This window comes from Aromatoleum sp. (assembly GCF_032027225.1).
GTDB lineage: Bacteria > Pseudomonadota > Gammaproteobacteria > Burkholderiales > Rhodocyclaceae > Aromatoleum.
In genome coordinates this window covers 204,219-225,333 of the sequence record NZ_JAVSMM010000001.1, presented here as the reverse complement: position 1 = coordinate 225,333, position 21,115 = coordinate 204,219, and the positions used below count along the sequence as shown (strand labels likewise).

Sequence of the window (21,115 nt, the reverse complement as noted above, 5' to 3'; positions counted from 1 at the left end):
ATTTCGAACTCGTCTCCAGCGCGGTCGCCCCGGCCCGCTGTCCGGGGAGTTCATCGTCCCGGGCAGTGCTTATGCGCCCGCCGGGAAGGCACGAAAGTGCGCGGGGGTAGCGATGAGTTCCCCTTCATTGCATTTGATCTCCACCATCCGTCGCAGCGTGGCTTCCTCGGCGAGGAGGGCGTCGACGGCGACAGGGTCGAACTGCGTGCCCGCTGCGCGGACAATCTCGGCGCGCGCGTCGTCGAACGGCAGCGCGGAGCGATACGGACGGTCGGACGTCATGGCGTCCAGGGTGTCGATGACCGCGAAAAGCCGCGCGCCGAACGGGATCTGCTCGCCGGCGAGACCTCGCGGATAGCCGCTGCCGTCGAAGCATTCCTCGTGGCTACGGACGATCTCGGCCGCCTCGCTCATGCCCGGCAGCCTGCGGACGAGCGCGTAGCCGTCGTCAGGATGACGGCGCATCACCGCCCACTCGGAGTCATCGAGCGGGCCCTGCTTGAGCAGCACGCGGTCCGGGACCCCGATCTTGCCGAGGTCGTGCAGCAACGCGCCCCAGTAGATCTGACGCAGCCGACGCTCGTCGCCCGAGAAGCGGCGCGCGAGGACGAGCGTGTGGCAAGCGACACGCCGCGAGTGCAGGCCGACCTCGTGTTCACGCAGGTCCAGTGTCTCGGCGAGCAGCTCGACGAACGATTCGTCCGGTTCGCCAGCGAGGGTCTCGATTCCCGGCGTCCGCCTCAGGAAGCACCGTTCGCACAGCGGATCCTCCCGCGACCGAAGCGGCCCTCCGAGCGGCGCATCGCAGCAGCTGCAATGCGGTCCTGCAACATTCGTATCGCCCACTGTTCTTTCCTCCCGCAGCGCTGCAGCTAGAGCCGGCGCATTTCCCGCCGCCGAATCGCGGCAGGAACCGCGGCGTCCGCTCCGAATAGCGGCGGTACTCGTCGCCGAAGACCGCGAGGGCGTCGCGCTCTTCCTGCCGCGCGAGCCGTGCATAGACGACGAGCAGCACCGGAAACATCGCGAGCGTGATCAGCGTCGGCCATTGCAGCAGGAAGCCGAACATCACGAGCACGAACGCGATGTATTGCGGGTGACGGACCGACGCGTAAGGGCCGGTCTGCGCAAGGCGATGTTCGCGCTGTGCGACATACAGCACCGGCCACGCTCGCGCGAGGAGCCAGAAGCCCGCGACGATGAGCGCGGTGCTGAGCAGGTGGAACGGGCCGAAATGCGGGTTCGAGCGCCATCCGAAGATCATTTCGAGCAGATGCCCGGCGTCGTGCGAAAGGAAATCGACCTCCGGAAAGCGCGATGACAACCATCCGGACAGCAGATAGATCGTCAGCGGAAAGCCGTACATCTCGGTAAATAGCGCGACGATGAAGGCCGAATAAGCGCCGAGCGACCGCCAGTCGCGCTTGCTTTGCGGTTTCGCGAAGCTGAATGCGAACACGATGAAGAACAGCGAGTTGAGGATCACCAGCGACCACAGGCCGTAGGCGGGCGCGTCGTTCAATTCTCGTCTCCTGTCGTGTCCTTGCTCGCGCTGGATCCGTGTCCGTGGTGATGGCCGTGGCCACCGTGCATGACCAGATGCATCAGCGGGCACGCGAGCAGCAGCAGCCACGGGAGGACGCCAAGGAGGTGCGCGCGGTGCTCGGTGGTGAGCAGCAGCAGCGCAAGCACGAGAAAGCCGGCGAAGACCCATTTCCCGCGCAACGGGGAGCGCCGCGGGTCGGCCCCGCCCGTCGGAATGCCCGAGTGCTCGCTCGTCGCGATCTTCGGCAAGGGAGCCCCACGCATGCTCTCGCGCGGGGCGTCATGTCGTCCCGGCTCGCTTCGCGCCCGCTCGTTCAGTCCATGTTCGAGTCGGTGTGTCATGCCGTTCTCCCTTCGAGGCTCAGATTTGCACCCGGCGCAGCCGCAGCGCATTGCCGACCACCGACGCCGAGCTGAAGCTCATCGCGAGCGCCGCGATCATCGGCGACAGCAGCAGGCCGAACGCGGGGTACAGCACCCCGGCGGCGATCGGGACGCCGAGCGCGTTGTAGAGGAACGCGAACATCAGGTTCTGGCGCATGTTGCGCACGGTCGCGACCGACAGCGCGCGCGCCGTCGCGATGCCGCGCAGGTCGCCCTTGACGAGGGTCAGATGGGCGCTGCTCATCGCGACGTCGGTGCCGGTGCCCATCGCGACGCCGACGTTGGCCCGGGCGAGCGCCGGGGCGTCATTGATGCCGTCGCCGGCCATTGCGACGACGTGGCCTTCGGCCTGCAGCTTCGCGACGAGATCGTCCTTGTCCTTCGGCTTCACCTCGCCGTGCACTTCGTCGATGCCGAGCCGACGGCCGACCGCGCGTGCGGTCGTGTGTCCGTCGCCGGTCGCCATCACGATGCGCATGCCGCTCGCGCGCAGCGCCTCGAGGGCGTCAGGCGTCGACGCCTTGATCGGATCGGACACCGCGAGCAGCCCGGCGATGCGGCCATTGACGGCGAGCAACATCACGCTCGCGCCTTCTGCGCGCAACGATTCCGCGTCCGCTTCGAGCGATCGCCAGTCGACGCCTTCGTCGTCCATAAGCGCGGTGTTCCCGAGCGCGAGGCTGTGTCCCTCGACGCGTCCGCGCACCCCGATCCCCGAAGAGGATTCGAAAGTGTCGGCGGCCGAAAGCGCCAGATTCTGCTTCTTCGCCTCCGCGACGATCGCGTGCGCGAGCGGGTGTTCGCTGCCCTGGTCGAGGCTCGCGGCGGCGCGCAGCACTTCGGCCTCGGTCCATCCCGGGGCGGCCACCACGCTGTGGAACGCCGGCCTGCCTTCGGTGAGCGTGCCGGTCTTGTCGACGATCAGCGTGTCGACTTGGCGCATCATTTCGATCGCGGCCGCGTCGCGGAACAGCACGCCGCTCGTCGCCGCCTTGCCGGTCGCAACCATCACCGACATCGGTGTTGCGAGCCCGAGCGCGCACGGGCAAGCGATGATCAGCACCGCGACGGCGTTGATGAGGCCGTGGGCCCAGCTCGGTTGCGGGCCGAAGAAGCCCCACGCGAAGAGCGTCACGAGCGCGATCGAGACGACGCCGACGACGAAGTACCCCGCGACGTGGTCGGCCATCCGCTGCATCGGTGCGCGCGAGCGCTGCGCCTGCGCGACCATCTGCACGATCTGCGACAGCACCGTCTGCGAACCGATCTTCTCGGCAACCATTACGAGCGCGCCGCTCGTGTTCAGCGTCGCGCCGATCAGCTTGTCGCCGGAGCGTTTCGTCACCGGCATCGGCTCGCCGGTCAGCATCGATTCATCGACCGCGCTCTCGCCGTCGACGACCGCGCCATCGACCGGCACCTTCTCGCCGGGCCGCACGCGCAGCCGGTCGCCGGGATGGACGTGCGTCAGCGGAATGTCCTCCTCGGTTCCGTCGTCGCGGATGCGCCGCGCCGTCTTCGGCGCGAGGCCGAGCAGCGCGCGGATCGCGGCGCCGGTCTCGGACCGCGCCTTCAGTTCGAGGACCTGCCCGAGCAGCGTCAGCGAGATGATCACCGCCGCCGCCTCGAAGTACACGCCGACCTGCCCGCCCATGCGGAACGACTCCGGGAAGAGCTCGGGCGCGACCGTCGCGGCCACGCTGTACACGTAAGCCGCCCCGGTGCCCGTACCGATCAAGGTCCACATGTTGGGGCTGCGGTTGATGATCGACTGCACGCCGCGGACGAAGAACGGCCAGCCGGCCCACAGCACGACCGGCGTCGCGAGCACCAGTTCCACCCACGCGCGCGCCGGCCCGAGGAGCCGGTCGAACGCGCCGCCCGACATCGCGATGACGGTGACGATGATCGTGAGCGGCAGCGTCCACCAGAAGCGCCGGCGGAAATCGGCGAGCTCAGGGTTTTCGCCCTCTTCGGCGCCGGGCATGACCGGCTCGAGTGCCATGCCGCATTTCGGGCACGTTCCCGGCCCGATCTGTCGGACTTCGGGGTGCATCGGGCAGGTGTATTCGGTGTCGGGTGCGGCGGTCGCTTCCGTCGGGGCCGGCGGGGGCGGCTGCAGGTAGCGGGCCGGGTCGGCGACGAATTTGTCGTGGCACTTTGCGCTACAGAAGCGGAATTTGCGCCCCTCATGTGTCGCGACGTGCGGCGAGTCGGCTTCCACCGTTATGCCGCAGACCGGGTCCTTCAACACGTCGTCGGCCCTCGCCGGCAGGTAGCGTGCGGGATCGGCCGCGAACTTGTCGAGGCACTTTACGCTGCAGAAGCGATAACTCCGCCCGTCGTGTTCGACGGCGTGCGGCGAATCGGCCGCGACGGCCATGCCGCAAACAGGGTCGCGGTCGGTCGAGGCCGAGTCGGGCGCGTGGTGGTATGCGCCGTGCGCGCCGTGACGGTGATTGGTGTCGAGCATCCGGGACCTCCGAAATCGGTTCGTTCCCCCTGCGGCCCCGGTCGCCGGAGCCCGCAGGTGGGAATCGGGCTACGACTCAAGCATAGTCCGTGACGCTCGACGGTATCCTGACCGCGAGATTACATTTCCGTCACCGCCGCGACAGGTTCGGGCACCGGGGCGCGGCTCGCGCGGCGCATCTCCCACTGCTTTGCGAGCGCGTAGATCGCCGGAATGACGCCGAGGGTCAGCACCGTCGACGAGATCATTCCGCCGACCATCGGCGCGGCGATGCGGCTCATGACTTCCGAGCCGGTGCCGGTTCCCCACATGATCGGCAACAGGCCCGCCATGATCGCGACGACCGTCATCATCTTCGGCCGCACCCGCTCGACCGCACCTTCCATGATCGCTTCATAGAGATCGGCAACCGTCGCCTCGCGGCCTTCCGCGAGTCGCTTCGCGCGGATCGCCTGCCACGCGTGGTCGAGGTAGATCAGCATGACGACGCCGGTCTCGGCGGCGACGCCCGCGAGGGCGATGAAGCCGACCGCGACCGCGACGCTCATCTGGTAGCCGAGCCACCACATCAGCCACACGCCGCCGACGAGCGCGAATGGCACCGACAGCATCACGATCAGCGTCTCGGTGATGCGCCGGAAGTTGAGGTACAGCAGCACGAAGATCAGCCCGAGCGTCAGCGGCAGCACGATCTTCATCTTCTCCTTCGCGCGCTCCATGTATTCGAACTGGCCGCTCCACGTCGCGTAGTAGCCCGGCGGAAACTCGACCTGCTCGGCGACCGCCTGCTGCGCGCGCCGCACGAAGGCGCCGAGGTCGGCCTCGCGCGTGTCGACATACACGTACGCGGCGAGCAGCGCATTCTCGGTGCGGATGCCGGGCGAGCCGCGCGCGAGGCGCACATCCGCGAGCTGGCCGAGCGGGATCGGGCCGCTCGTCGTCGGCACGTAGACTTCGGCCGCGATGCGATGTGGATCCCCGCGCAGCCCGCGCGGGTAACGCACGGTGACGTTGTAGCGTTCCAGTCCTTCGATCGCCGTCGTCACCATGTCGCCGCCGAGGGCGGTCGCGACGACTTCCTGCAGCGCGTTGACGGTCAGGCCGTAGCGCGCGAGCTGGTCGCGGCGCGGCACGATGTCGACGTAATAGCCGCCGTTGACGCGCTCGGCGTACGCGCTCGTCGCGCCAGGCAGGTTGCGCACGGCGGCCTCGACCTGTTTCGCGACCTGCTCGATCGTGTCCAGGTCCTTGCCGAACACCTTCACGCCGATCGGCGTGCGGATGCCGGTCGACAGCATGTCGAGGCGGGCCTTGATCGGCATCGTCCACGAGTTCGCGACGCCCGGGAATTTCAGCGCCGCGTCCATCTCGGCGATCAGTGCGTCGGTCGTCATGCCCGCACGCCATTCGGATTGCGGCTTCAGGTTGATGACCGTCTCGAACATTTCGAGCGGCGCAGGGTCGGTTGCGGACAGCGCGCGTCCGGCCTTGCCATACACCGACTCGACCTCGGGGAAGGTTTTGATGATGCGGTTCGTCGTCGCGAGCAGGCGCCCGGCTTCGGTGACCGACATCCCGGGCAGCGCCGCCGGCATGTAGAACAGTGTGCCTTCGTTCAGCGTCGGCATGAACTCCGAGCCGAGCTGGCGCGCTGGGATGATCGTCACCGCCATCGCGACGGCCGCAGCCGCGAGCGTCAGTCCCTTGTGGCGCATCACGCCGCGGATGATCGGCCGGTAGATCCAGATCAGGAAGCAGTTAACCGGATTCTTTGCCTCCGGCATGATGCGGCCGCGCACGAAGAACAGCATCAGCACCGGCACGAGCGTCACCGACAGCAGTGCGGCGCCGGCCATCGCAAAGGTTTTCGTGAACGCGAGCGGCGAGAACATCCGGCCTTCCTGCCCTTCGAGCGTGAAGACGGGGAGGAACGACACCGTGATGATCAAGAGCGAGAAGAACAGCGCCGGCCCCACTTCCTTGCACGCGTGGATGATCGTCGCCCCGCGCTCGGCCTGCGTCGCGTTGTCGGGCAGATGTTCGAGGCGTTTGTGCGCGTTCTCGATCATCACGATCGCCGCGTCGACCATCGCGCCGATCGCGATTGCGATGCCCCCGAGGCTCATGATGTTCGAGCCGAGCCCGAGTGAGCGCATCGCAATGAACGCGATCATGATGCCCAGCGGCAGCGTGATGATCGCGACCAGCGCGCTGCGGACGTGCAGCAGGAAGACGACGCAGACCACCGCGACGATCAGGCTCTCTTCGAACAGCGTCCATTTGAGGTTCGCGATCGCGCGCTCGATCAGGGTCGAGCGGTCGTAGACCGGCACGATCTCGGCGCCTTCGGGCAGGCCGGGGGCGATCTCGGCGATCTTCGCCTTGACGTTCGCGATGACGTCGAGCGCGTTCTGGCCGAAACGCGCCATCACGATGCCGGAGGCGACTTCGCCTTCGCCATTCAGCTCCGCGATGCCGCGCCGCTCGGCCGGCACAAGCTCGACGCGGCCGATGTCGGCGACGCGCACCGGCGTGCCGCCTTCGCTCTTCAGCACCAGATTCGCGATGTCGTCGACGCCGCGGAGGTAGCCGCGGCCGCGCACCATGTATTCCTTCTCGGCCATCTCGACGACGCGGCCGCCGACGTCGCGGTTCGATTCGCGGATCACGCGCGTGACGTCGTCGAGCGCGATGCCGAAGGTCGCGAGCCGATGCGGATCGACCGTGACCTGGTACTCGCGCACGAAGCCGCCGACACTCGCGACCTCGGAGACGCCGCTGGCTTTCGTCAGCTGGTAGCGGATGTACCAGTCCTGCAGGCTCCGCGTCTCGGCAAGCGAAAGGTTCTTGCCGGTGACCGCGTACTGATACACCCAGCCGACACCGGTCGCATCCGGCCCGATCTGCGGTGCGACGCCCGCCGGCAGCCGCCCGGCGGCCGACGACAGGTATTCGAGCACGCGCGAGCGCGCCCAGTAGATGTCGGTGCCGTCCTCGAAGATCACGTAGACGTAGGACGCTCCGAACATCGAGAAGCCGCGCACGACCTTCGCGCGCGGCACCGCGAGCATCGAGGTCGTCAGCGGGTAGGTGACCTGGTCCTCGACGACCTGCGGCGCCTGGCCGGGGAAATCGGTGAATACGATCACCTGTACGTCGGAGAGGTCCGGCAGCGCGTCGAGCGGCGTGTGCTTGATCGCGTACAGCCCGCCGCCGACGAGAAACAGCGTCGCGAGCAGGACGATGAAGACGTTCTTCGCGGACCAGTCGATCAGACGATCGAGCATGTCAGTGGCCTCCGTGGCCGGCCGCGCCCGTAGCGCGCTCGATGCGCGTCACGACGAATTCTCCCGGCTCGCCGGCACGGAATTCGAAGCGCACCTTCGCGCCCGGAGCGAGCCCGGCGACGACGTCGTTCGACGCCAAGCCGAAATCCATCGTCATTGCCGGCCACTGCAGCGCGGGGACGTCGCCGTGCGTCAGCGTGACGGTCTGCGTCGCGGGGTCGTGTGCGTCGAAAGTGCCTTCGGCTTCGTAGATCGTCGCTCCGGCGGCGTCGCCCGCAGCCGAGCCGGCATCGGTGAGGTTTGACAGCGCCGCCTTCAGCTGGCTTTCCGAGTCGATCAGGAAGTTCGCCGAGACGACGACGCGGTCGCCCGCGGCGATGCCTTCGGTGATTTCGACGTATTCCGTGCCGCGCTGCCCGATGCGCACCGGCTGCGGCTTGAAACGGCCTTCGTCTAGTGCGATCAGCACGACCTGCCGCACGCCGTCGTCGATGATCGCGGATGCTGGCACTGCGACGGCCGGCTTCGCGGACGCAGGCGCGAGTTCGACGTGCGCGAACATCCCGGGGCGTAGCACGCCGTCGCGGTTGTCGAGTTCGAGCCGGATCTGCGTGCTGCGCGTCTCGACGTTCAGCGTGGGATAGACGTAAGCGACCTTCGCTTCGAAGTGTCGATCCGGGAATGCATCCAGCGTCACGCTCGCCGGCTGGCCGACGCGCACGCGCGCGAGATCGCGTTCGAAGATGTCTGCGATCACCCACACTTTCGACAGGTCGGCGATACGGTACACCGCCATGCCCGGCTCGAAGCGCGCGCCCTGGACCGCGTTCTTCTCGAGCACGATGCCGTTCGTCGGCGAATGGAAGGTTTGCCGTTCGCGGATTTCGCCGTTGCGCGGTGCGCCGACCTGCCAGTTCTGCAGCCGCGCGCGGGTTGCGTCCGCGAGGCGCGTCGCCGCTTCCGCCGCAGCCGGGTCGCTGCCGGCCGCGCTGCGCGCGAGCCGCTCGGCGATGCGCAGCTCCTCGCCCGCCGACTGCAGCTCGGGACTGTAGACCGTGAAGAGCGGCTGGCCGCGCCGCACCGGGTCGCCGACCGCGTTGACGTGTAGCCGCTCGATCCAGCCCTCGAAGCGGGGCGCGACATCGACGACCGCGCGCTCGTTGAGCTCGATGCGGCCGGCGGCGCGCACCGTGGTGTCGATGACGCGCAGTTCGGCGGCGGCCGTGCGCACGCCGAGCGTCTGCACGCGCGCCGGGCTCACGGCGACGGCGCCCGCGTCGTCCGGTTTGTCGTCCGCGTAGACCGGGATGTAGTCCATCCCCATCGAGTCCTTCTTGGGCACCGGCGACGTGTCGGGCAGGCCCATCGGGTTGCGGTAATAGAGGATCTGACGTTCGCTGCCGGTGTCGGCCGTGGCGGCGGGAGCAGGAGCGGAATCCGTGGCGTCGGCTGCGCCGCCACGGCTTCCGGCCCAGTAACCGGCGCCGAGCGCGAGCGCGACGGCCACCGCCGCGAGGGATAGTTGAGCCGCGGGCTTCACTGCATTTCTCCAGCAAGTTTTTCGATTTCGGCGAGTGCGAGGCGCGTTTCGACTTCGGCAGTCAGTGTCGCCATGCGGGTATCGACGAGCTGACGCTCGGCTTCGAGAACGGCGTCGAAGTCGACGCGGCCGGTCGAGAACGCGGCGCGCGTCGCATCGCGCGTCGCTTCGGCTTGCGGGCGCAGCGTTCCCTGCAGCAGCTGCAGCGTCTCGCGCCCGCTTGTGAACGCCGCGTAGGCAGTGCCGAGTTCGCCGAGCAGCCGCGACTCGGCCGCTGCGCGCTTGGCGTCGGCTGCCGACACCATCAGTACGGCCTCACGCTCGCGGGCGCGACGCGCCGACTGCTGCAGCGGGATCGTCACTTCGAACATCAGGTCCCAGGACTGATCTTCGCCGCGCGGGCGGTTGTTCGTCAGGCCGACGCTGAAATCGGGGTAGCGGTCGCGCCAGGTGCGATCGCGCTCGATTTGCGCGGCGGCGAGGCCGTGCGTCTCGGCGGCGATCGCCGGGTTCGCGCCGCGCGCCCGATCCGCGAGGTCGGCGAGGACGAGGCCAGGCGGCAACGGCAGAGGGTCTTGCGGCGCGGCGAGCGGCGCGTCGGGCGAGCGGGCGAGGATGCCGTTGAGTGCGGCCACAGTGCTGCGCCGGCGCTGCTCGACCGCGACGAGCGCGAGGCGCTGTGACGTGATCTCGCGCTGCGCGCGCAGCACCGCCTGCTGCGGCAGCAATCCGAGCCGGTAGCGCGACAGCGTGATCTCTTCGAGGCCTTGCAGGAGCGTGAGCGCGTCGCGGTTCAGCACCGCTTCGCGATCGGCGGCGTAGTAGCGCAGCCACGCGGCCTTGATGTCCGCTGCCAGTGACAGCCATGCCGCGTCGCGCGTCGCGCCGGCCTGGTCGGCCCGGGCGCCGGCCGCACGTTCGTCGAGTTCGCGCTTACCCCAGCCGGGTAGCGGCTGGATGACGCGGTAGCGCGTTTCGCCGACTTCGCCCGGGATTACCGAGGTGCCGCCGCCGCGCATCCTGTTCGTGAAGTCCATCAGCTCGACCTGGAAGTTCGGGTCGGGCAGGGCGCCGGCCGAGCCGACGCGTTCGCGCGCGGCTGCGGCTTCCGCGCGGTCGGCGGCGAATGAAGGGTTGTTCGTGCGAGCGTGGGCGAGCAGGCCGACGACGTCGGCCCCGAGCGTCGGCGGCTCGACGGGGACGGACGATTGGGCGTGTCCGAACACGGGCGCAAGGCTCGCTGCGAGCACGACGAGGCGGGCGGCCGCACGCAGGGAACGCAGACCGGCGAGGAGCGTTTTCATCGGAGAGAGCGCCCGGGTGAGGTGGAAGTGAGGTGGAGGGGAGGTCGAGGTGAGATCGGAGGGACGACGCCGTGCCGGTTCGGTTCGCGTCGCGAGGGGCGGGCCGCGCTTTGGCGCGAGCCCGCCCGCGCGGTTACTTCGCGACCTCGAGCTTCGTGACGGTGAAGACGCCGTCAACCCGCTCCGCGACGAAGCGGATCTTGTCGCCCGCCTGGACCTGATCGAGCATCGCCGCGTCGGCGACGCGGAACGCCATGGTCATAGCCGGCATCCCGAGGCTTTCGAGCGGACCGTGGCTGATCGTGATCTTGCCGGCGGTCTTGTCGACTTTCTTCACGGTGCCGTCGGCCGGCGTTGCGGGAGCACCCGTGGCAGCCGTCGCGGCCATCGGCATCGTGTGTCCGCCGTGTTCGTTCGAATGCGGATCGGCCGCGAACGCGGGTGCGTGGGCGAGAGTGCCAGCTGCGACCAGCGCAGCGAGGGAGCGGAGAAGGGGCATGTTCGATCCTCGGTGGAAATGGTTTGCAACGAAGTATGGGGAAAGTCTCCCGACCGCAAGCTGACCGAACGATTACATTTTCGTCAACTTCGCCCGCGGGTGTCAGCTTTCGGCAACGACGATGCGCCCGACCATCCCGGCGTCGTAATGACCCGGAATCAGGCACGCGAAATCGAATTCGCCCGGCCGGTTGAAGGTCCAGACGATCTCGCCGCGGCCGCCGGGCGCGACGTGCGCCATCCAGGGCTCGTCGTGCTCCATGCCGGGAAACTTCTTCATCAGATCGGCGTGTTCGTCGAGCGTCGCTTTCGTGCCGAGCACCATCTCGTGCAGGACTTTCCCCACGTTGCGATAGACGAACCGCACCGTCTCGCCGACGCGCACGTCGATGCGGTCCGGCGTGAAGCGCATGTCGTCGCTCATCGTGATCGGGATCGTGCGCGTGGCCTGCGCCGGATCGCCTGCGATGCCCCACGGCTGCTGGATGCGCTCGACCGTTGCCGCCTTCGGGCCGGGATGTTTTTCCCCATTGTGGGCGCGCACCGCGCCGGAGAGCAGCGAACCGGCCGAGAGCAGAAGGCCGGAGAGAAATCGTCTTCGAGAGTTCATCTGTGGTTACGAGTTTGAAGGGAAGGTTGTACGCGAGCTTGACGGCGTGCCGGGCCGTCCGTGCCCCGGCTGATTCTTCTGCAGCGGCGCCGACTGGAGCGCGGCCAGCCTATGCATCGTCGCCCGCTCAGGCGAATCGTCGGAGCGACGGCGTCCCCGCCGGCTCCGCCTCGCCCCGGAGATTGCGCTGTAGGGCCAGCGAGCCGGGCAGCGCCGTCGGATCGCGCGGGGGTCAGCGCGCTGCCGGCTCGGGATGCATCTGCCCGTGCATCCGCATCATCTGCTCCATCATGTTCATGTGGCGTTCCATCATCCGCATGTGCTCGCGCATCATTTCGGGCCCCGGAGGCGTCATCGGGGCGGTGGCGGTCCCCGGCTTGGAGGGCGGCATCGGCCGGGCACCGTCCATCGGTGCGCCCGCCTGCCCGCTCCCCGGCATCATTCCCCCGTGCATCATTCCGCCCTGCATCATGCCTCCGCGCATCGGGCACTCCGCCGAGGCGGCCTGAGTCGCCGCCTCGAGCGCACGGATCTGCTCTTCGATCAGCGCGAGCCGGTGCGCAGGGTCCTTCTCGTCGCGGATCGACTTCATGCGCTGCTGCAGTGCAGGGACGCTGTACGCGGGAGGCATCGCCCCGGGCGCCATGTTCGGGCTCGGTCTGGACGTCGCGCGCGCGGGCGGGACCGGTGCGGCGGTGTTGGGTCGGGACGGGGGCGCCTGTGTCGCCGGTGCTGCGGTGGTGGCGTCCGGATGATGCGCGCCGTGGTCCTGGTCACCGGTTTGCGCGGACGCGGCGAACGACGCGCCCGCAAAAGCGAGGGCGAGCATGAGGCGTGAAGCGCGGATTGGTTTCATCGTCGTCTCCTTCAGCGAAAGGCCATGCGAAAGCGCCGGCGGGTGCGGCGTCAGCCGGGATCGTGCGACTGTCAGCCCGTCAGCAAGCTGACGAGACGATTACATCTTTGTAATCTCGCGACCGGCGACGACATCCCGCGCGAAAATGTTCGCGGCACGGGGCGATCCAGTCGCCGTGCAAGGAGGTGGCAAGCGATGAAGATCCTGATCGTCGAGGACGAACCGAAAACCGGAGACTACCTGCGCCAGGGGCTCGCCGAGGCGGGCTTCGTCGTCGACCTCGCTCGCGACGGGCTCGACGGGCTGCATCTCGCGCTCAACGGCGAGTACGAACTCATCGTGCTCGACGTGATGCTGCCGTCGCTCGACGGCTGGGGCGTGCTGCAGACCGTGCGCCGCAGCGGGCGCGAGATGCCGGTGCTGTTTCTGACTGCGCGCGACCAGGTCGAGGACCGCGTCCGCGGGCTCGAACTCGGCGCCGATGACTACCTCGTGAAGCCGTTCGCGTTCTCGGAACTGCTCGCGCGGGTGCGCACGCTCCTGCGCCGGGGCAAGGCGAAGGAGCCCGAGACGCTGAAGGCGGCCGACCTCGAGCTCGATCTGCTGCGGCGGCGCGTGGTGCGTGCGGGAGTGAAGGTCGACCTGACGGCGAAGGAATTCGCGCTGCTCGAACTGCTGTTGCGCCGACAGGGTGAGGTGCTGCCGCGTTCGTTGATCGCGTCGCAGGTGTGGGACATGAATTTCGACAGCGACACGAACGTCATCGAAGTCGCGGTGCGGCGACTGCGGGCGAAGGTCGACGACGCGTTTGAGCCGAAGCTGATCCGCACCGTGCGCGGCATGGGCTACGTGCTTGAACTGCCGGAGCCGACGTGAAGCTTCCCGCATCACTGTCGCTGACCGCGCGGCTCGCGCTGCTCTTCGCGCTGATGACCGCGAGCCTGCTCGTCGTCGTCGGCGTCGTCATGAGTCGGGCGGTCGAGGCGCATTTCGGCGAGCTCGACGCGCATGAACTCGCCGGCAAGCTCGCGCTCGTCGGCAACCTGCTGCAGCGCGCCGACTCTCCATCGGCGCGGGCCGCGCTGCCGCAGCGGCTCGACGATGCCTTCGTCGGCCACGACGGCGTCGCGCTGCTGTTGCGCGATGCCGACGGCGTCGTGTTCCACGCGATCCGGCCGCAGTCGTTCGACGCTCGCCTGCTCGCCGGCGCCCCGCTGGTCGGCGCGCCGGCGACGTGGGTGCAGGACGGCCGGCACTTCGTCGGCCGTGAAGCGGATTTTCGGGTCACCGGATCCGACGGCACGCAACGGGAAGTGAGCGCGCTCGTCGCGCTCGACATCTCGCACCACGCGCATTTTCTCGACAAGATGCGGGCGCGGCTGTGGATCGGCATTTCGTTCGCGGCGCTGGTGGCCGCGCTGCTCGGATGGGGCGTCGCCCACAAGGGGCTGGCACCGCTGCGACACGTGACGGCGACCGCTCGCAGGCTGTCGGCGGACCGCCTCGGCGAGCGGCTCGCCGACGAAGCGGCGCCGGCGGAAGTGCGCGAACTCGTCGACGCGCTCAATGGCATGTTCGACCGGCTGGAGTCGGCGTTCGCCCGACTGTCGGATTTCTCGGCCGACCTCGCGCACGAGTTGCGCACGCCGATCTCGAACCTGATGACGCAGACCGAAGTCGCCCTGTCGCGCTCGCGCTCCGTGGACGAATACCGCGACGTGCTCGCGTCGAACCTCGAGGAATACGAACGGATCGCACGCATGGTCGGCGACATGCTGTTCCTCGCGAAGGCCGAGAAGGGCCGATTGCCGCGCGACGGGGAACCGGTCGTGCTCGCCGACGAGGCGCGTGCGCTAGCGGAGTTCTACGAGGCGCTCGCCGACGAGCGCAGGCTGCGGATCACGGTGGCCGGCGAAGCGACGGTGGTGGGCGACCGGCTGATGCTACGGCGCGCGCTCGCGAACCTGCTGTCGAACGCGCTTCGCCACGCAGTGCCCGCGAGCGCCATCGAGGTCGGAATTTCGACCGACGGTGACCAAGCGCTGCTCGCCGTCACGAACTGCGGTGAAACCTTGCCGCCGGATCAGACCGAGCGGATCTTTGAGCGCTTTCACCGCGTCGGGGCGGACCGTCAGCGGCGCGGGGAGGGCGCGGGGCTCGGGCTCGCGATCGTCCGCTCGATCGTCGAGACGCACGGCGGCGCCATCGCCGTGACATCGCGCGACGGCGTCACGACCTTCACGATCCGCCTTCCCGTTCGCGGAGCGAGCGCCGAAGCGGCCTGAGCGTCAGTAGCCGGACTCGCGCGCCTTGCGATCGCGCTCGATCTTGAAGATGTAGCGCTGGATGCGGGCGCTGCCCGCCGTCGTCTGGCCAGCAAACTCGCAGCCGGCGCGGAGGACCTTGACGCCGTTCGGCCGTTCGACTTCGAACAGGTTGCGCACGATCAGCCGGACCGGCAGCGGCGAGCCGTCCGCGAGCATCAGCAGGCAGTCCGCAAACTCGCGGCCCGGCGCGAAGTCGAGTTCTTTCGGCGGCACCAGGATTGCGAGGCCGCCACCGCTGATGTCGAGAATGCGCACCGACACCGTCTTCTTTCCGCCCGGTCCGTCGACCGTGATCGCGCACACCGGTGCACCGCTGTGCGGCGTCTGCAGCCGGAAGAATTCGCGCCGCTGCAGTCGCAGCACGCTGTCGGGCAGCGGCGCCTGCAGCGCGGCGCGGCCTTCATGCTCCGCGTGGCTGAGCGCGCCGAGTGAGAACTGCACGCGGACGTTGTCGAGGCGCGTCATGCACGCCACATCGGTCGCACCGCCGAGTTGCGCGGTGACGGCCTCATCGGACGGCGCGTCGATCAGGACGCTGCCGCCCGCTGAAGCGCTCGGCGGCGTCACGCCCAGCACCACGGTCAGGAACGACGGACCCGCGGCAACTTGCGCGTCGAGCAACGGGCGCTTCTCGATGAGCGCGTGCATCAGTTGAACGATTTCCCTCGCGTCGCGCACCGCGAAGCGGGCGAACGTCTCCGGGTCGAGCGGCGCGCCGTTGCCGCTTTCTGCGTGATCGTCGGTCATGTTGACTGAAATAATTCGAAACGCGGGTTATAGCATGGTCGGCGGGGGCGGCGGCAGTGCGGGTTTGCGCTCGCTGCCGCCGCGGGTTTCGACGCTGTAGAGCCACGCGAGAAGTTCGGCGATCGCGACGTAGAGTTCAGGCGGAATGCGGTCGTCGAGGTCCACCTGCATCAGCAGCGCGACGAGTTCGGGTGACTCGTGGACGAAAACTCCGGCTTCGCGCGCTCGTTCGACGATTTCGCGCGCGACGAGGCCGCGGCCCTTCGCGACGACGCGGGGCGCCCCGTCGCCGCTCGCGTAGGTCAACGCAACCGCTTCGCCGCGAGCGCCGTTCGACGTGTCATTCGTTGTCATGGTCGTGTTCCGCCGCGGCGTCGATCGGGGGCATTTTTACCGCAGCATGAGCCGAGCGTTCGCACGCCGTTTCGCACGTCTTTTGCCGTGCAAGCCGCCATGAATTCCCTCACCGGGACGTCTCCTGAAGCCGTGCGGCGAAGTGCGGTCGCGATCCGATCGGGTCGCAGCGCATCGTTGCACAAGTCAGTTGTCGTCATGACCGTGCTCGACCGTGAAGCCGATCAGCGGGACGTTTGCCGCTGCGAGCGCGCCGTCGAGCCGCTCGCGTGCGGTTCGCAGTTGCGTCGCGGACGAAGCGTCGTCCGTGACGAGCCGCATCGCGACGCCCGCGGGCGACAGCACGAGCTGCGCTTCGACCGCGCCGAGTTGCGGCAGCGTGAGGCGCAGCCGGGTGGTCCAGCGTGACGTGCTCTCGTCGCCCGGCGACTGTTCGCGACCGCCCGGGTCGTCGATCTCCCACTCGATGTCCTGACCGGGCCACGCTTGGCCCTGCCAGACGTAGTGCTGCGTCCCCATTGCGTCGAGTTGCTGCTGCACGATCGGCATCAGTCGCTCGGGAATCGCGAACGGACGGGGAAGGTTGTCGATAGCGGCGCCGCGGGCTTCGTTGCCGGGTGAGGGCGATGACGGGTCGGCGGCGGTATGGGCAGACGTGCCGGAAAGCCCGGGCGCGGAACCGGGTGTCGCGGCGCCTGCGAAGGGAGTGCCCGAAGCGGGAGTGCCGCTGGTCGCGCCCGGCGAGACGGCGGGCATCTGCAGCTGCCCCTGCGGTTCGAGCCTCAGCGAGGCTGCATCCCGTTTCCCCGCGAGCCATTGCAACTGGTGCGATTCGTAGAACAGGCCGCTGCGTGCGAGCGCCTGTCGCAGCGCCGGCGCGAGCGTTGCCGCGGCACCTGGCGTCGGCGCCACATGGAGCAGCGGCACGCCGCCGGCGAGCGAGGCCGGGCGCGATGGCGGCTGCCCGGTGAGCAGGTAGCCGATCAAACGCCCGGTCGCGCTGAGATTCGGTTTGACGCCAGCGTCGCTTGCGTCGGAATCGCCAGTCGAGCCCGGCGCCACCGCCGCGCGCTGCGCAACGATCGCCTTTGCCGTGTTGCGCACGACGACGAGTTCGAGCGTGTCGCCGGCCTTCGCAGACGTGTTCAGCGCGAGGGTATAGGACTTGCCGGCGACAATCGCCTGAAACGTGCCGTCCGGCAGCGGGCGGGTCAGCGTCGCGGTGAAACGCTCGCCGGGCAGGAGTTGCGGAAGGCGTGCCTGGATCTCGCGGACACGCGCCGTGCCGCTGACCGGCGGTTCGCTGTCGAAGAAGCTCGCCTCGGTCAGCATCCGCAGGCGGGCGGCGAGATCGGACGGGATCATCGGTCAGCGTGCTCCGTCTCGTGTCCCCCGAAGGGCGACCGCGTGTCGCCGTTTTTTTTGAATCAGGGACCGTAGGCGGCGCGAACCGCGCGCTCGCGGGACGATCCCGAAAGCAGCTTGCGCGTGCTCGCGAGCCACGGCTCGACATGGCGGCGGATCTCGCGGTCGTTGTCGAGCATCTGCGCGACGAGCGCCGCCTTCCGCAACTGCTCGCCCTCGCCGAGCGCTTCGGATTGCCGGCCGTTCGGTTCGATGCGCATCAGCTCGTCGCGCAAAGCCGCCACCTCGCGCTCCAGCGTCGCCAACCGGTCCCAGTCGTTCGCGCGGGCGGCGCCGAGCATGTTTGCCGAGGTTGTCGCCATCGACTCGAACAGCGAAAGTGCGTTCATGCCGGTCCCTTACGCCACTGCGGTCGCACGAGCTGCCGGCGCGATGCCTTCCCAGGCTTCCCGCAATCCATGCAGCAGACCGCTCACCTCGTCGAGCGCCGGCCGGCTGTTGTGCAGATTCGCGTACAGCAGCCGCTCGCTCATGTAGTCGTACAGCGCCGAAAGCCGCGCTGCGAGTTCGCCGCCTGCGTTCTCGTCGAGGCTCGCCTTCAGGCCGTTCATGATGATCTCGATCGCCTTCGAGATCGCCCAACCTTTCGTGGGAATGTCCCTCCTGTCCATCGCCGCCGTCGCCGTCGCGATCGACAGAATCGCGCCGTCGAACAGCATCAGGATTAATTTGTGCGGATCTGCTGTCGTCACGCCGGTTTCCACGCCGACCTGCGAATACGCGGACGCGCGGTTGGTCGAAAATGAGCCGAACATGGTCGTTCTCCTGATTACTGTCCGATCGTCGGCAGGTTGGCGAGCTGCTGGGTTAGAAAACTGCTCGTCTGGTTCATGCTGGCCATCATCGAATCGAGAGCGGTGAACTGCGCGACGTAGCGCGCCTCGATGCGCTCCAGCCGGAACTCGATCGCATCCCGTCTCGCATCCAGCGCCTTTATCGAGCGGTTGATGCCGTCGGTGCGAGAGTCCACCAGTCCGTCGGCGTCGAGCATGTCCGTGACCGTATCGCCGAGCAGCTTCGCGTAGCCCTTGACCGTACCGTTGCCGGCGAAAAGCTCGGCAACGTTCGTCGTCGGATCCGCGAGCGCGGCGGTGAGCTTCGTCTTGTCAATCGACAGGCTGCCATCGGTCTTGAACGACAGACCGATATCGGACAGCGCCTTCGCTCCCGTCAGGTCGGACAGCGGTTTCTGAAAGACGCTCCGCAATTGGTTCTGGATCGATCGCACCACCGAGTCGCCGTTCAGCGTACCCGCCTTTTTCGTCTCGGCATTGAACGCCGATTGATCGCGCAAGAGCTTGTTGAGTTCGTTGTACGCCGTGGCGAAGTCGTTGATCGCCTTGTCGGCCACGTCGTCGTTGCGAGCGACGGTGAGCTCGGTAGACGACGCCTCCTTCGTAAGCGCCAGCGCCACCCCTTCGATTACATCGGTTACCGTGTTGGTGCTGCGCGTCACCGCAATGCCGTCGATGGTCAACCTTGCATCTTTTGCGGCCTGAATCGAGGTGAGTGAACTGCCGCCGGGATTGCCGGCGTCGAAGCTGAAACCGGTGAGGCCGCCAGTGCCTGAGACTTGGAAGGCCTTTGCCGCGCCGGTCTGGTCTCCCGTGAGAACGAGTTGGTCCGTGGTGCCGTTGTTGATGACTCGCGCCGTGACTCCGGTTTTCGCGGCGTTGATCGCATCGCTCAGTTCGGCGAGCGTGCTCCCCGCGGTAAGCGTGACGGTCTTGGGCGATGCGCCGTCGGAGGTGAAGTTGCCACTGCCATCGTAGCTCCCGAACGTGATTGTCAGGCTGCCGGGAGACACGGACGGTGTCGTCGTCGCGCTTGTCGCGACCCGCTGTGTGCGCGCGAGCGTATCCACCTGCACCGCGTAGATGCCCGGAACGGCCGATGCGGAGGACGTCGCCATAAACGCGGCAGCGTCCGAAACCTTGGCGGTAGTTGCCGAGAAGGTCGATGAGGTAGTCAGCGCTGTTGCTGCGTCCTGGAGCTTCGACAGCGCGCTCTTGATTTGACCGTAAGCTGACAGCCGCGCCTGGAAACTCGTCTGCTGGGTTTGCAGCCGATTGAGCGGCTCGCGCTCGGCGGCCATCAACTGACTGATGATGCTCTTGATATCCAGGCCGGAACCGACTCCGGGTGCGCTGATCGCCATGATGGATTTCCTGAGGCGCTCAGGCGTGCTGCTTGATCAGCAGCCCCTGCAACTTGTCGATCGCGTGCGCGATCTTAAGTATGTCTTCCGACGGAATCTGCCGGATCATCTCGTTCGTTTCCGTATCGATGACCTTGACCACGGTGCGTCCGGTATCTTGGTCGAGCGAGAAGTGCAGACTTTGGGCCACCGGTTTGACTGCCTCACGCACCTCATCGAGCGCCTTGAGGACATCTTCGCTGGACGGTGCCCCGGCGGCCGCTGATGTTTCTGCCGGGACGTTGCGCAGTCTGCCAGTGGCGGCGATCGGTCCGGCGGTTTGAGGTGTGACGTGGTCGGTCGTCCGTGCCGCGGACGACGCAACGACGGGCGGTGACAAGGGCACGGACTGGATCGACATAATATCCCCCTGGTGGACTAACGGCGCGGGGCATTTTCATGCGCCGCGCCGGTGTTGCGGGTCAGATCGACTTAAGCTTAGCGGAGCAACGAGAGCACGTTTTGCGGCAGCGAGTTGGCCTGGGCGAGCATCGCGGTGCCGGCCTGCTGCAGGATCTGGGTGCGCGACAGGTTCGCGGTTTCCGCGGCGAAGTCCGCGTCCATGATGCGACCGCGGGCGGCGGACTGGTTCTCGACGGACACTTGCAGGTTGCCGATCACAGCATCGAAGCGGTTTTGAACGGCACCGAAGTCGGATCGGAGGGAATTGATTTTAGTCAGGGCAGCGTCAATGTCATCAACGATGGCAAGGGCACTCGTAGCGTCCGCGCCCAAGGTGGCGGTGGTGGCCGCGTCGGTGGTCGCGTCGACGTCTTGAGTGTTAACTCCTATCGCTGTTGCTACGTCTGAGGTCGCGATCGTAATTTGGTTGTCGGCGGTGGTGTTGGCTCCAACTTGGAACTGGAAGGAGCCTGCTTTAAGCAACGCTTGATTATTGAACTTAGTGTTAGCGATAACACGAGCATTTTCTTCTGCGAGCTGCTTGTATTCTGCATCCAAAGCCAGACGGTCATCAGGACTGTTGGTGTCGTTCGCGGCTTGGACGCCCAGTTCGCGCATACGCTGGAGATTCTCTCCGATCTTGCCGAGCGCGCCCTCAGCCGTCTGAGCCAGCGAAATGCCGTCATTGGCATTACGGATCGCGACGTTCATGCCCTTGACCTGTGCGTTCATGCGTTCGGCGATCGCGAGGCCGGCGGCGTCGTCCTTTGCGCTGTTGACACGAAGGCCGGAGGACAGGCGCTGCAGCGTCGTTGCGAGCGAGCCCTGGGAGGTGGTCAGATTCCGCTGAGCATTAAGGGAGGCGGCGTTGGTGTTGATGGTCATTGCCATGATGGTTCTCCTAGAGAGAATGGACTTCCGTTATCCCGGCGTCGTGCCCTGATTGCATTTCCGTCGGGGCGATTTCTGTGCCGTTGAATCCATTAACGGAGAGCCTCCGCCAAACTTTAAGCAAATTAGTGCGCGGCTTTTTCGCTGGGCTTTGGGGCGCCGAGCATGCTGCCGACGGACTGGACGGAGACAGTATCGACACCGTTCGACGTACTCACCGGCGCCGGCGAGGTCGGATTTTTTGGAAGTTGTGACGACGGGTTGTTGGGGCTGTG

Annotated in this window: 19 protein-coding genes and 1 pseudogene; 2 read left to right on the top strand and 18 right to left on the bottom strand. The window is 67.4% G+C overall.

The features are described 5' to 3' along the window. Nucleotides 1-69: 69 nt before the first annotated feature. From ROZ37_RS01000 to ROZ37_RS00955, 10 genes and pseudogenes are all read right to left on the bottom strand, one after another. Nucleotides 70-999, bottom strand: coding sequence for an HD domain-containing phosphohydrolase (locus ROZ37_RS01000; RefSeq protein ID WP_312656774.1), 930 nt, complete (start codon nucleotides 997-999; stop codon nucleotides 70-72). Then, nucleotides 902-1,522: pseudogene (locus ROZ37_RS00995) on the bottom strand (methyltransferase family protein); the annotation flags it as partial. The gene ROZ37_RS01000 and the pseudogene ROZ37_RS00995, both read right to left, overlap by 98 nt. Next, nucleotides 1,519-1,809, bottom strand: coding sequence for a DUF2933 domain-containing protein (locus ROZ37_RS00990; protein WP_312657480.1), 291 nt, complete (start codon nucleotides 1,807-1,809; stop codon nucleotides 1,519-1,521). The gene ROZ37_RS00990 and the pseudogene ROZ37_RS00995, both read right to left, overlap by 4 nt. Before the next feature lie 97 nt (nucleotides 1,810-1,906). Continuing rightward, nucleotides 1,907-4,402 (bottom strand): heavy metal translocating P-type ATPase, encoded by a 2,496-nt coding sequence (locus ROZ37_RS00985; RefSeq protein ID WP_312656773.1) that lies wholly within the window; start codon nucleotides 4,400-4,402, stop codon nucleotides 1,907-1,909. Between the two features lie 119 nt (nucleotides 4,403-4,521). After that, the gene (locus ROZ37_RS00980; RefSeq protein ID WP_312656772.1) at nucleotides 4,522-7,689 is read right to left on the bottom strand and encodes a CusA/CzcA family heavy metal efflux RND transporter; all 3,168 of its coding nucleotides are present in this window, start codon (nucleotides 7,687-7,689) and stop codon (nucleotides 4,522-4,524) included. Nucleotide 7,690: 1 nt separating this feature from the next. Then, entirely contained in the window at nucleotides 7,691-9,229 is a 1,539-nt protein-coding gene (locus tag ROZ37_RS00975; protein ID WP_312656770.1) for an efflux RND transporter periplasmic adaptor subunit, read from the bottom strand. Next, nucleotides 9,226-10,533: a TolC family protein gene (locus ROZ37_RS00970; protein ID WP_312656769.1), complete on the bottom strand. Its 1,308-nt coding sequence runs from the start codon at nucleotides 10,531-10,533 to the stop codon at nucleotides 9,226-9,228. Before ROZ37_RS00970 ends, ROZ37_RS00975 begins: the two co-directional genes overlap by 4 nt. Nucleotides 10,534-10,666: 133 nt before the next feature. Next, on the bottom strand, nucleotides 10,667-11,032 hold the full coding sequence (locus tag ROZ37_RS00965; RefSeq protein WP_312656768.1) for a copper-binding protein: 366 nt from the start codon (nucleotides 11,030-11,032) through the stop codon (nucleotides 10,667-10,669). A 102-nt stretch (nucleotides 11,033-11,134) separates the two neighbouring features. After that, the gene (locus ROZ37_RS00960) at nucleotides 11,135-11,641 is read right to left on the bottom strand and encodes a cupredoxin family protein (protein WP_312656767.1); all 507 of its coding nucleotides are present in this window, start codon (nucleotides 11,639-11,641) and stop codon (nucleotides 11,135-11,137) included. Between the two features lie 232 nt (nucleotides 11,642-11,873). Next, the gene (locus ROZ37_RS00955) at nucleotides 11,874-12,497 is read right to left on the bottom strand and encodes a hypothetical protein (protein WP_312656766.1); all 624 of its coding nucleotides are present in this window, start codon (nucleotides 12,495-12,497) and stop codon (nucleotides 11,874-11,876) included. A 195-nt stretch (nucleotides 12,498-12,692) separates the two neighbouring features. Between ROZ37_RS00955 and ROZ37_RS00950 the strand changes: the two genes are divergently transcribed. Continuing rightward, a complete protein-coding gene (locus ROZ37_RS00950) occupies nucleotides 12,693-13,373 on the top strand; it encodes a heavy metal response regulator transcription factor (protein ID WP_312656765.1) in 681 nt (226 codons plus the stop codon). Continuing rightward, on the top strand, nucleotides 13,370-14,782 hold the full coding sequence (locus ROZ37_RS00945) for a heavy metal sensor histidine kinase (RefSeq protein ID WP_312656763.1): 1,413 nt from the start codon (nucleotides 13,370-13,372) through the stop codon (nucleotides 14,780-14,782). The genes ROZ37_RS00950 and ROZ37_RS00945 overlap by 4 nt, the downstream gene beginning before the upstream one ends. A 3-nt stretch (nucleotides 14,783-14,785) precedes the next feature. Here the strand turns inward: ROZ37_RS00945 and ROZ37_RS00940 are convergent, their stop codons facing one another. The 8 genes from ROZ37_RS00940 to ROZ37_RS00905 all read right to left on the bottom strand — a co-directional run bounded on the left by ROZ37_RS00940 (nucleotide 14,786) and on the right by ROZ37_RS00905 (nucleotide 20,840). Next, nucleotides 14,786-15,571 carry a flagellar brake protein gene (locus tag ROZ37_RS00940; RefSeq protein ID WP_312656761.1) on the bottom strand — a complete coding sequence of 262 codons (786 nt, stop codon included), beginning with the start codon at nucleotides 15,569-15,571 and terminating at the stop codon, nucleotides 14,786-14,788. A 27-nt stretch (nucleotides 15,572-15,598) separates the two neighbouring features. Beyond that, nucleotides 15,599-15,925, bottom strand: a complete 327-nt coding sequence (locus ROZ37_RS00935) for an EscU/YscU/HrcU family type III secretion system export apparatus switch protein (protein ID WP_312656760.1) — start codon at nucleotides 15,923-15,925, stop codon at nucleotides 15,599-15,601. A 186-nt stretch (nucleotides 15,926-16,111) separates the two neighbouring features. Beyond that, nucleotides 16,112-17,290 carry a flagellar hook-length control protein FliK gene (locus ROZ37_RS00930; protein ID WP_312656759.1) on the bottom strand — a complete coding sequence of 393 codons (1,179 nt, stop codon included), beginning with the start codon at nucleotides 17,288-17,290 and terminating at the stop codon, nucleotides 16,112-16,114. Between the two features lie 62 nt (nucleotides 17,291-17,352). Beyond that, on the bottom strand, nucleotides 17,353-17,679 hold the full coding sequence (locus ROZ37_RS00925; protein ID WP_312656757.1) for a flagellar protein FliT: 327 nt from the start codon (nucleotides 17,677-17,679) through the stop codon (nucleotides 17,353-17,355). A gap of 9 nt (nucleotides 17,680-17,688) precedes the next feature. Next, complete coding sequence (fliS, locus tag ROZ37_RS00920) at nucleotides 17,689-18,105, bottom strand: flagellar export chaperone FliS (RefSeq protein WP_312656755.1); 417 nt, start codon at nucleotides 18,103-18,105, stop codon at nucleotides 17,689-17,691. 14 nt (nucleotides 18,106-18,119) lie between these two features. Further along, nucleotides 18,120-19,508, bottom strand: a complete 1,389-nt coding sequence (gene fliD / locus ROZ37_RS00915) for a flagellar filament capping protein FliD (protein ID WP_312656754.1) — start codon at nucleotides 19,506-19,508, stop codon at nucleotides 18,120-18,122. A 19-nt stretch (nucleotides 19,509-19,527) separates the two neighbouring features. After that, nucleotides 19,528-19,908 (bottom strand): flagellar protein FlaG, encoded by a 381-nt coding sequence (locus ROZ37_RS00910; protein WP_312656752.1) that lies wholly within the window; start codon nucleotides 19,906-19,908, stop codon nucleotides 19,528-19,530. A 77-nt stretch (nucleotides 19,909-19,985) separates the two neighbouring features. Then, nucleotides 19,986-20,840, bottom strand: a complete 855-nt coding sequence (locus ROZ37_RS00905) for a flagellin (RefSeq protein WP_312656749.1) — start codon at nucleotides 20,838-20,840, stop codon at nucleotides 19,986-19,988. Nucleotides 20,841-21,115 lie beyond the last annotated feature (275 nt).

Bases quoted from the DNA above. Each gene is read 5' to 3' on its own strand.
- fliS (WP_312656755.1), bottom strand. From the start codon at position 18,105: ATGTTCGGCTCATTTTCGACCAACCGCGCGTCCGCGTATTCGCAGGTC.
- ROZ37_RS00930 (WP_312656759.1), bottom strand. From the start codon at position 17,290: ATGATCCCGTCCGATCTCGCCGCCCGCCTGCGGATGCTGACCGAGGCG.
- ROZ37_RS00985 (WP_312656773.1), bottom strand. From the start codon at position 4,402: ATGCTCGACACCAATCACCGTCACGGCGCGCACGGCGCATACCACCAC.
- ROZ37_RS01000 (WP_312656774.1), bottom strand. From the start codon at position 999: ATGCACGGCTCGCGCGGCAGGAAGAGCGCGACGCCCTCGCGGTCTTCG.
- ROZ37_RS00980 (WP_312656772.1), bottom strand. From the start codon at position 7,689: ATGCTCGATCGTCTGATCGACTGGTCCGCGAAGAACGTCTTCATCGTC.
- ROZ37_RS00940 (WP_312656761.1), bottom strand. From the start codon at position 15,571: ATGACCGACGATCACGCAGAAAGCGGCAACGGCGCGCCGCTCGACCCG.
- ROZ37_RS00905 (WP_312656749.1), bottom strand. From the start codon at position 20,840: ATGGCAATGACCATCAACACCAACGCCGCCTCCCTTAATGCTCAGCGG.
- ROZ37_RS00965 (WP_312656768.1), bottom strand. From the start codon at position 11,032: ATGCCCCTTCTCCGCTCCCTCGCTGCGCTGGTCGCAGCTGGCACTCTC.
- ROZ37_RS00970 (WP_312656769.1), bottom strand. From the start codon at position 10,533: ATGAAAACGCTCCTCGCCGGTCTGCGTTCCCTGCGTGCGGCCGCCCGC.
- ROZ37_RS00925 (WP_312656757.1), bottom strand. From the start codon at position 17,679: ATGAACGCACTTTCGCTGTTCGAGTCGATGGCGACAACCTCGGCAAAC.
- ROZ37_RS00990 (WP_312657480.1), bottom strand. From the start codon at position 1,809: ATGCGTGGGGCTCCCTTGCCGAAGATCGCGACGAGCGAGCACTCGGGC.
- ROZ37_RS00950 (WP_312656765.1), top strand. From the start codon at position 12,693: ATGAAGATCCTGATCGTCGAGGACGAACCGAAAACCGGAGACTACCTG.
- fliD (WP_312656754.1), bottom strand. From the start codon at position 19,508: ATGGCGATCAGCGCACCCGGAGTCGGTTCCGGCCTGGATATCAAGAGC.
- ROZ37_RS00910 (WP_312656752.1), bottom strand. From the start codon at position 19,908: ATGTCGATCCAGTCCGTGCCCTTGTCACCGCCCGTCGTTGCGTCGTCC.
- ROZ37_RS00935 (WP_312656760.1), bottom strand. From the start codon at position 15,925: ATGACAACGAATGACACGTCGAACGGCGCTCGCGGCGAAGCGGTTGCG.
- ROZ37_RS00960 (WP_312656767.1), bottom strand. From the start codon at position 11,641: ATGAACTCTCGAAGACGATTTCTCTCCGGCCTTCTGCTCTCGGCCGGT.
- ROZ37_RS00955 (WP_312656766.1), bottom strand. From the start codon at position 12,497: ATGAAACCAATCCGCGCTTCACGCCTCATGCTCGCCCTCGCTTTTGCG.